The following is an 8,357-nucleotide window of genomic DNA, read 5'->3' as shown; positions in this document are numbered from 1 at the left end:
TGCGACCCTGCTCGCTTCGCTCGCAGGGTCGCAGGCTCAAACCTTCTCGATCTGGTTGAAGGAGAGCTCGACGGGGGTCTCGCGGCCGAAGATCTCGACGAGCGCCTTGACACGCTGGGACTCGGCGTTGAGCTCGGTGATCGTGGCGTGCAGGGTGGCGAACGGACCGTCGACGACGGTGACCGAGTCGCCCTCTGCGAAGTCGACGACCTCGACGGGCTTCTTGGCGGTGCCGGTGGCACCGGAGCTCGAGGTGGCGGCCTCACCGGCGGCGGCAGCCTCGGCCTCGGCCTGGGCGACGACGGCGGGGGCGAGCATGTTCTCGACCTCGGTCATCGACAGCGGCACCGGCTGGTGGCTGTGGCCGACGAAGCCGGTGACCGACGGGGTGTGGCGTACGGCGGCCCAGGACTCGTCGGTGAGATCCATCCGAACCAGCACGTAACCCGGGAGAACGGTGCGCTTGACCATCTTGCGCTGGCCGTTCTTGATCTCCGGGACCTCTTCGGTGGGGACCACGATCTCGTGGATGTAGTCCTCCATGTTGAGGGAGACGATGCGGTTCTCCAGGTTGGACTTCACCCGGTTCTCCATGCCGGAGTAGGTGTGGATGACGAACCAGTCGCCCGGCTTCGCCCACAGCTCGCGGCGGAACGCCTCCAGCGGGTCGTCCTCGGCAGCCTCGGGGGCCTCGCCCTCGACGATCTCGTCGAAGGACTCTTCGCTATCGACGGCCTCTTCGCTATCGACGGCCTCTTCGCCGTCGACGGCCTCCTCGCCCTCGGCGGCCTCTTCGCCCTCGGCGGCCTCTTCGCTGTCTTCGGCCTCAGCGGCGTCCTCGGGTGCAACCTCTTCGGGCGCAGCCTCGGCAGGAACGTCGGCGGCGGCATCGGCCGTCTCGAGGACCTCGGTCTCCTCGGTGTAGTCCTGCTCAGACACGTGCTGCTCCAAACCGTTGAATGTGTATTTCGGGTGTGCTCCGCGGGCCGGGGCCCACGCGATCACGCGTCGCGGCCGCCGAACACCCAGAACATCAACTTGCCGAACCCGAGGTCAAGGCCCGCGGTGATCGCCATCATGACCAGGACGAAGACCAGGACCACGATGAAGTACGTCGTGAGCTGCTGCTGCGTCGGCCACACGACCTTGCGGAGCTCGGCCACGACCTGACGGTAGAAGGTCGGGAGACTGGTGCGCTTCTCCGTCTTCTTCTCGTTCGGAGTCGGGACTGCCTTGCTGTCCGTCACGCCGTCACCTTCTCTCGAAACGTTTCCATCGCTGGTCCGGCTTTGCAGGGCACGAGGGACTTGAACCCCCAACCTTCGGTTTTGGAGACCGATGCTCTGCCAGTTGAGCTAGTGCCCTACGGAGGTCTGCATCAGCGGCGCGTTGAGGGCGCAACTAACCATGTGGGAAGACCACCGCCGGTGAGTCTACGCACTCGGGTTAACACGTTCCAAACTGGGCACCCGTGACCCATAGGATTGCTGGCATGACCTCTCACCCCCGTCCCCTCGCCGAGCTCTCGCGCGAGGAACTCGAAGCGTTCGCAACGGAGCAGCGCACGGCGTACGACAACCTGGTGGCCAAGGGCCTGAAGCTGGACCTGACCCGGGGCAAGCCCTCGGCGGACCAGCTCGACCTCTCCGACGGCCTGCTCCAGCTGCCCAAGTCGACGACGGCCCCGGACGGCACCGACACCCGCAACTACGGCGGTCTGGCCGGCGGCATCGAGATCCGTGAGATCTATGCCGAGCTCCTCGGTCTCGAGCCCGCCCAGCTCATCGCGGGCGGCGCCTCGAGCCTCACGATGATGCGCGACACGCTGATGTATCTGTGGCTTCACGGCGGGGTGGACAGCGAGCGCCCGTGGGGTCGGGAGGAGACGGTGAAGTTCGTCTGCCCGGTGCCTGGCTACGACCGGCACTTCACGCTGCTGGAGTGGTTCGGGATCGAGATGCTCACGGTGCCGATGGGCGCCGACGGACCCGACGTAGAGGCAACCGCCGCCCTGGTCAAGGACGACCCGGCGATCAAGGGCATGTGGTTGGTGCCGACGTACGCCAACCCGACCGGCGACACCACCTCGCAGGAGATCGCCGAGCGGCTCACCTCGATGCCGACCGCGGCGCCCGACTTCAAGATCTTCTGGGACAACGCCTACGCGCTGCACCACCTGACCCCGGCCGAGACCAAGACCGCCGACGTCGTCTCGCTGGCCAACGCCGCCGGCAACCCGCACCGTCCGCTCGTCTTCGCCTCGACCTCCAAGGTCACCTACGCGGGCGCGGGCGTCGGCTTCTTCGGCGGCTCGAAGGAGAACGTCGCCTGGTGGCTCGACCACCTCAGCCACGGCGCGATCGGGCCGGACAAGGTCAACCACCTGCGACACGCGGAGTTCTTCGGCTCGGCGGCCGGCGTACGCGACCACATGGCCAAGCACCGCGAGCTGCTCGCGCCGCGGTTCGCGGCCGTCGAGAACGCGCTCTCCGACGAGCTCGGAGCGCTCGGCGTCGCGACCTGGACCAAGCCCGCCGGCGGCTACTTCGTCAGCCTCGATGTGCTCCCCGGCACCGCCACCCGGGTGATCGAGCTGGCCAAGAGCGCGGGCGTCGCGCTGACCCCTGCCGGGTCGGCGTTCCCCGGCAAGGTCGACCCCGAGGACACCAACATCCGGCTGGCGCCGAGCTTCCCGCCGTTGGAGCAGGTCAGCGGGGCGATGCAGGTCGTCACGGTGTGCGTGAAGCTGGCCGCCGCGGAGAAGCTGCTCGCGTGAGAGAGCGTAAGCGAGCGAACCAAGAGGTCATCACGCGACCGCGTCCGTATTCTGGCGCTTGCGCGACGGAGGCGGTCGCGTGAGTGCTGCCCACATGAGTGATGCCCGACGCGACCTTCGCACGCTGCCGAAGGCGCATCTGCACCTGCACTTCACGGGTGCGATGCGCCACCAGACCCTGCTCGAGCTGGCCGCCCGTGACGGGATCCGGCTGCCCGAGCAGCTGGTCTCGGACTGGCCGCCGACGCTGAGCGCGGCCGACGAGAAGGGTTGGTTCCGGTTCCAGCGGCTCTATGACGTGGCGCGGTCGGTGCTGCGTACCGAATCGGACATCCGGCGGCTCGTCATGGAGGTCGCCGAGGACGACGTACGCGACGGCGGCAGGTGGCTCGAGATCCAGGTCGACCCCTCGGGCTATGCGACGAAGTTCGGCGGGATCACCGCGTTCACCGACCTGGTGCTCTCGGCCGTCGCCGACGCGGAGCGGGAGACCGGCCTCGGCATCGCGGTGATCATCGCCTCCAACCGCACCCGGCACCCGATGGACGCACGGATCCTCGCGCGCCTGGCCGGGCAGTACGTCGACCACGGCGTGGTCGGGTTCGGGCTCTCCAACGACGAGCGGCGCGGACGGACCGAGGAGTTCGACCACGCCTTCCGGATCGCCGAGCGGGCGGGACTGCGACTGATGCCGCACGGCGGCGAGCTGCGCGGCCCGGAGCACATCCGCACCGTGCTGAGCAGGCTGCACGCGACTCGGCTGGGTCACGGCGTACGTGCTGCTGAGGACCCGGTGCTGCTGGACGAGATCGTGCGCGCGGGCGTCGCGCTCGAGGTCTGCCCGACGTCCAACGTGTCGCTCGGGGTCTACTCCGACCTGACCTCTGTGCCGCTTCCGCAGCTGCTCGACGCCGGGGCGACCGTGGCCCTGGGGGCCGATGACCCGTTGCTGTTCGGCTCTCGTCTGGCTGCGCAGTACGCAACGATGCGGGCCGCTCATGAGCTCTCCGACGAGACTCTCGCCGACCTGGCGCGGATGTCGATCACCGCGTCGACCGCTCCTGAGTCGACCAAGAAGACCCTGCTCGTCGAGGTCGACGACTGGATCAACACGCCCTCGCATCCCACGGAGCAGCAGAGTTAAGACAGAATGTCGGGCATGACGAATTCGTCCGACGATCAGCCTGACCTCAACAAGCCGGCCGAGGGATCGACCCCGCCTCCCGCTTCCCCCGGTCCGGCTCCGCAACCCGACCCGACCCAGCCGATGCACGGCCAGACGTCCGGTGAGGAGCCGGCCAACCCGTACGGTGGCGCGACCTTCGACCAGAAGCCGCCTGCGCCGTCCTACGGCACGCCGCCTCCGCCGCCTGCCTACGGCGCCCAGCCCGGCTATGGGACCCAGCCGGGGTATGGAGCACAGCCGGGTTATGGAGCACAGCCGGGGTATGGCGCACAGCCGTACGGCGGGCAGGCTCCGTACGGCGCCGGTGTCGGCCAGCCCGACTCGGGGGCGACCACGGCGATGGTCCTGGGCATCATCGGACTCGTCGGCGGTTTCCTGTGTGGCATCGGCTTCGTCGTGTCGCCGGTCGCGATGTTCGTGGGCCTGTCGGCGAAGAAGCGGATCGACGCGGCCGCGGGCGCTCTGAGCGGTCGTGGCAACGCCCAGGCGGGCTTCATCCTCGGCATCATCGGCACGGTGTTCCTGGCCCTGATGATCATCGCCATCGTCGGCATCGTCGTCGTCGGCGTGAGCGGCGGGTTCGACGACCCGTCCTCGTCCTACGAGCCGTACGACAGCGAGTTCTGAGGATGACGACTCCTCCCCCGGAGAACCCGCCCGACTTCAGCAAGCCCGCTGATGACGGCACGCCTCCGCAATGGTCGCCGCAAGGATCGCAGTCCTACCCGCAGACGTCGCAGCCCTATGCCCAGCCCTATGCCCAGGCGCCGTACGGCTTCCCACAGGCTCCCCCGCACCCGGAGGCCAACACGGCGATGGTGCTCGGGATCGTCGGACTGTGCCTGTCGGTCATGTGCGGCGGGATCGGCGTCTTCATCGCTCCGTTCGGCTGGATCAAGGGCAAGCGGGTGATGTCCGAGATCGACGCGAACCCGTCCGCCTACGGCGGGCGCGGCAACGCTCAGGCGGGATTCATCACCGGCCTGATCGGGACGATCTTCGGGGCGCTCTACATGCTCTTCTGGGTCGTCTACATCATCTTCATCATCGTGATGATCGTCGTCGCCGCCAACGAGACCGACAGCACGACGTTCGACAGCGTCAACGCGCTGCTGGGCAGCCGTATCTGACGGATGGACTGCGGGTACTTCACCTCGGGCGCATGCCGCTCCTGCCGCTGGCTGGACATGGCGTACGCCGACCAGCTGGCGCAGAAGCAGCGCCGGGTCGCAGCTGCGCTCGAGGCGTACGCCTCCCTGAGCTGGGAGGAACCGGTCTCCAGCCCGGAGGCCGGCTTTCGCAACAAGGCGAAGATGGTCGTCGCCGGGTCGGTCGAGGCGCCGACCCTGGGGATCCTGTCGCACGACGGCCTCGGCGTGGACCTGCTGGCCTGCGGCCTGCACACACCGGGGCTGCAGGCCGCGCTACCGGTCCTGTCGCGGTTCGTCACCACCGCGCGGCTGACGCCCTACTCGGTGCCGGAGCGGCACGGCGAGCTCAAGCACGTGATCCTCACCGAGGCGCCGGGCGGGGAGCTGATGGTGCGCTGGGTGCTGCGATCCACCGAGGCGCTCTCCCGGCTGCGCAAGCACCTTCCGGCGCTCCTGGAATCGCTGCCGGTCGCGGTGGCGTCGGTGAACATCCAGCCGGAGCACAAGGCCGTCATCGAGGGTCCCGAGGAGATCTTCCTGACCGCCCGCGAGGCGCTCACGATGGAGGTCAACGGGATCGGGCTCCGGCTGCGCCCGCACTCGTTCTTCCAGACCAACACCTCCGTCGCGGCCGCGCTCTACCGCCATGCCCGCGACCTGGTGACGTCGGCCGCACCGGCCTCCGTCTGGGACCTCTACTGCGGCGTCGGCGGCTTCGGTCTGCACGTCGCCGCGCCCGGGCGGGAGGTGCTGGGCGTCGAGTCCAGCGAGCAGGCCATCGAGGCGGCTGCCTCGACCGCCGCGGACCTGGGACTCCCTGGCACCAGCTGGGTGGCCGGGGATGCCGCTGCGTACGCCCTCTCCGCCGGCTCCGCACCCGACCTGGTCATCGTCAACCCGCCGCGGCGCGGGATCGGCTCCTCGCTCGCCGGGTGGCTGGAGGAGTCAGGGGTCGAGCACGTCGTCTACTCCTCGTGCAACGTCGACACCCTCGCCCGCGACCTGCTCGACATGCCCTCGCTCCGCCCCGTCTCGGCCCGCCTGCTCGACATGTTCCCCAACACCGACCACCACGAGGTCCTCGTCTCTCTGACACGCCGATGATCCGCCGAGTCGGCACAAACTGACCAAGAATCCGGCCGAGTCGGCTCGTTCTGACGCGCCGACTCGGCGATGGATCCGGTCAGGACGCGCCGCCTCGGCGGGGTCTGCGCAGGGTGAGGGCGCCCAGGACTATGGCGACGAGGCCGAGGACGATCGCCATCCCGCCGCCAACCACGCCGTTGCCGGTGCCGGGTCCGCCGTCGGCCACGAGCAGGTTGACGACGCCGACGACCAGGGCGATCGCGCCGCAACCGAGCGCCACCACGGCGCCGTTGCGGCCACGGTTGCCGATGCCGCGTACGGCACGGGCCAGCGCCGCTGCGCCGGCCACGGCTCCGGCCAGGCCGACGAACGCGGCGAGCGTCGCCCACAGCCGGCCGGTGGTCAGTGTGTAGGCGCCGACGTCGGCGGCGCCGATGAGCACGTCGTTCAGGGACATGAGGACTCCTTCTTTCGAGTTCGATCTGATGACTCGATCGTCCCGCCGGCGCACGCCGGAGTCGTCCTGCCTGCGTGGGCTCTTCGGCGCCGTCGCTACTGCGTACGTGGTAGCCGGAAGTCCCACGCCAGCGGGACTCGCGGGCGGCGTGGCCGGGCATATCCTGCTCGCATGGCCAGGCGGCGGATCACGGTCGGGGACTGGGTCATCGCCGCTGGTGTGGCCGTGGCCCAGCTGGCCGCTGCGCTGAGCGGCGATCAACCCGGCTCCGGCTACGAGCTTCTCGGCTACGCCGCGCTGGTCGCGAGCGGTCTGGTCCTGGTCTTCCGGCGCAGGGCACCGGTCGTCGTACTGGTCGCCTGCGGCGCGTGCGGGCTGGCCTTCCAGGCGCTCGGGTTCGACGTCGCGGTGATCGCGTTCCTGGTCGCCGTCTACGCGGCCGTGCGAGAAGGGCACCGGCTGGTCACCGTGCTGGCCGCAGTGGTGATGCAGAGCGGGCTGTTCCTGGTGGCGTACGCCTCCGCGGGCGACCTCGGCGCCGCCTCCGAGCAGGCGCGCGGGGCCCTGGAGATCGCCTGGCTGATCGCAGCGGGCGCCGCCGGCGAGGCGCTCCGGCAGGCCGAGCGGCGTGCCGACGAGGCCGAGCGCACCCGGGAGGCCGCAGCCCAGCGCCGGGCCGACGACGAGCGCCTCCACATCGCCCGCGAGCTGCACGACTCCCTCACCCACCAGATCTCGGTCATCAAGGTCCAGTCCGAGGCCGCCGTCCACGTGGCCCAGCGGCGTGGCGAGAAGGTCCCCGAGTCGCTGCTGGCGATCCGGGAGGCCGGGCGCGAGGCGGCCCGCGAGCTGCGGGCCACGCTGACGGCGCTCCGTGACGACGATCCGAACCCGCCGCGGGGGCTCGAGGATGTACGCGACCTGGTGGGATCGGCCGGGTCCACCGGGCTGGACGTCACCCTGACCTTCGACGGGCAGCCCGGGACGGTGCCGGTCGCGGTCGGCCGGACGGCCTACCGGATCGTCCAGGAGGCGCTGACCAACGTGACCCGCCACGCCGCGGCCACCACCGCGTCGGTCCACATCGACCACCGGCCCGACTCGCTCGGGATCCGGGTGGAGGACAACGGCACCGGTGCGCCGGCCACGACCGTCCCCGGCATCGGGCTGCTCGGGATGCGGGAGCGAGTCTTCGCGCTCGGAGGTCAGCTGCGGGCAGAGCCCCGCGAGGAGGGCGGTTTCATGGTCGAGGCGCGACTGCCGGTGGAGCGTACGTCGTGATCCGGGTGCTCCTGGTCGACGACCAGCCGCTCATCCGCAGTGGTTTCCGGGCCCTCCTCGACATCGAGGACGACATCGAGGTGGTCGCCGAGGCCGCCGACGGCATCGAGGCGGTCGCGCTCGCCCGCGAGCACCTGCCCGATGTGGCGATGGTCGACATCCAGATGCCGGTGGCCGACGGTCTCGAGGCGACCCGGCGGATCGCCGCCGACCCTGCGCTGACCGACGTACACGTCGTGATCCTGACCAACTACGGCATGGACGAGTACGTCCTCGAAGCCCTGCGCGCCGGCGCTGCCGGTTTCCTCGTCAAGGACGTCCAGCCGGAGGACTTCGTGCACGCGGTCCGGGTCGCGGCGCGCGGCGATGCACTGCTCGCGCCGTCGGTCACCCGCGCGATGATCGACCACTACGTCAGCC

General features: G+C 69.8%; 10 protein-coding genes and 1 tRNA gene. 7 read left to right on the top strand and 4 right to left on the bottom strand.

The genetic code is table 11. From position 1 onward, the window contains the following. Positions 1-36 precede the first annotated feature (36 nt). The 3 genes from nusG to ACRDPS_RS23775 all read right to left on the bottom strand — a co-directional run bounded on the left by nusG (position 37) and on the right by ACRDPS_RS23775 (position 1,365). A complete protein-coding gene (gene nusG, locus ACRDPS_RS23785) occupies positions 37-939 on the bottom strand; it encodes a transcription termination/antitermination protein NusG (RefSeq protein WP_431504145.1) in 903 nt (300 codons plus the stop codon). A gap of 62 nt (positions 940-1,001) precedes the next feature. Further along, the gene (secE, locus tag ACRDPS_RS23780) at positions 1,002-1,247 is read right to left on the bottom strand and encodes a preprotein translocase subunit SecE (protein ID WP_431504144.1); all 246 of its coding nucleotides are present in this window, start codon (positions 1,245-1,247) and stop codon (positions 1,002-1,004) included. Positions 1,248-1,292: 45 nt separating this feature from the next. Further along, positions 1,293-1,365, bottom strand: a tRNA-Trp gene (locus ACRDPS_RS23775). Between the two features lie 127 nt (positions 1,366-1,492). On the opposite strand from ACRDPS_RS23775, the gene ACRDPS_RS23770 reads away from it, so the two are divergent. The 5 genes from ACRDPS_RS23770 (at position 1,493) to rlmC (ending at position 6,217) form a co-directional block, all read left to right on the top strand. After that, on the top strand, positions 1,493-2,776 hold the full coding sequence (locus tag ACRDPS_RS23770; protein WP_431504143.1) for an aminotransferase class I/II-fold pyridoxal phosphate-dependent enzyme: 1,284 nt from the start codon (positions 1,493-1,495) through the stop codon (positions 2,774-2,776). A 79-nt stretch (positions 2,777-2,855) separates the two neighbouring features. Continuing rightward, on the top strand, positions 2,856-3,920 hold the full coding sequence (locus ACRDPS_RS23765; RefSeq protein ID WP_431504142.1) for an adenosine deaminase: 1,065 nt from the start codon (positions 2,856-2,858) through the stop codon (positions 3,918-3,920). Positions 3,921-3,935: 15 nt separating this feature from the next. Next, on the top strand, positions 3,936-4,589 hold the full coding sequence (locus ACRDPS_RS23760) for a DUF4190 domain-containing protein (RefSeq protein WP_431504141.1): 654 nt from the start codon (positions 3,936-3,938) through the stop codon (positions 4,587-4,589). Between the two features lie 2 nt (positions 4,590-4,591). Next, positions 4,592-5,092, top strand: coding sequence for a DUF4190 domain-containing protein (locus ACRDPS_RS23755; RefSeq protein WP_431504140.1), 501 nt, complete (start codon positions 4,592-4,594; stop codon positions 5,090-5,092). Positions 5,093-5,095: 3 nt separating this feature from the next. Beyond that, positions 5,096-6,217 carry a 23S rRNA (uracil(747)-C(5))-methyltransferase RlmC gene (gene rlmC, locus ACRDPS_RS23750; RefSeq protein WP_431504139.1) on the top strand — a complete coding sequence of 374 codons (1,122 nt, stop codon included), beginning with the start codon at positions 5,096-5,098 and terminating at the stop codon, positions 6,215-6,217. Between the two features lie 79 nt (positions 6,218-6,296). Here the strand turns inward: rlmC and ACRDPS_RS23745 are convergent, their stop codons facing one another. Further along, the gene (locus tag ACRDPS_RS23745; protein WP_431504138.1) at positions 6,297-6,656 is read right to left on the bottom strand and encodes a DUF6223 family protein; all 360 of its coding nucleotides are present in this window, start codon (positions 6,654-6,656) and stop codon (positions 6,297-6,299) included. Between the two features lie 171 nt (positions 6,657-6,827). Between ACRDPS_RS23745 and ACRDPS_RS23740 the strand changes: the two genes are divergently transcribed. Together ACRDPS_RS23740 and ACRDPS_RS23735 are read left to right on the top strand one after the other, a co-directional pair. Further along, entirely contained in the window at positions 6,828-7,937 is a 1,110-nt protein-coding gene (locus ACRDPS_RS23740) for a sensor histidine kinase (protein ID WP_431504137.1), read from the top strand. After that, positions 7,934-8,357: response regulator (locus ACRDPS_RS23735; protein WP_431504136.1), on the top strand; the 424-nt coding region annotated here is incomplete at its 3' end. The genes ACRDPS_RS23740 and ACRDPS_RS23735, both read left to right, overlap by 4 nt.

The organism is Nocardioides sp. (assembly GCF_050699375.1).
In the GTDB taxonomy this organism is placed as follows: domain Bacteria; phylum Actinomycetota; class Actinomycetes; order Propionibacteriales; family Nocardioidaceae; genus Nocardioides.
Note: the sequence above shows the minus strand (reverse complement) of the source record. Positions and strands in the feature narration are given on the sequence as shown.

Coding starts and splice junctions, on each gene's coding strand:
- ACRDPS_RS23770 (WP_431504143.1), top strand. CDS start 1,493: ATGACCTCTCACCCCCGTCCCCTCGCCGAGCTCTCGCGCGAGGAACTC.
- ACRDPS_RS23740 (WP_431504137.1), top strand. CDS start 6,828: ATGGCCAGGCGGCGGATCACGGTCGGGGACTGGGTCATCGCCGCTGGT.
- ACRDPS_RS23760 (WP_431504141.1), top strand. CDS start 3,936: ATGACGAATTCGTCCGACGATCAGCCTGACCTCAACAAGCCGGCCGAG.
- rlmC (WP_431504139.1), top strand. CDS start 5,096: ATGGACTGCGGGTACTTCACCTCGGGCGCATGCCGCTCCTGCCGCTGG.
- ACRDPS_RS23755 (WP_431504140.1), top strand. CDS start 4,592: ATGACGACTCCTCCCCCGGAGAACCCGCCCGACTTCAGCAAGCCCGCT.
- ACRDPS_RS23745 (WP_431504138.1), bottom strand. CDS start 6,656: ATGTCCCTGAACGACGTGCTCATCGGCGCCGCCGACGTCGGCGCCTAC.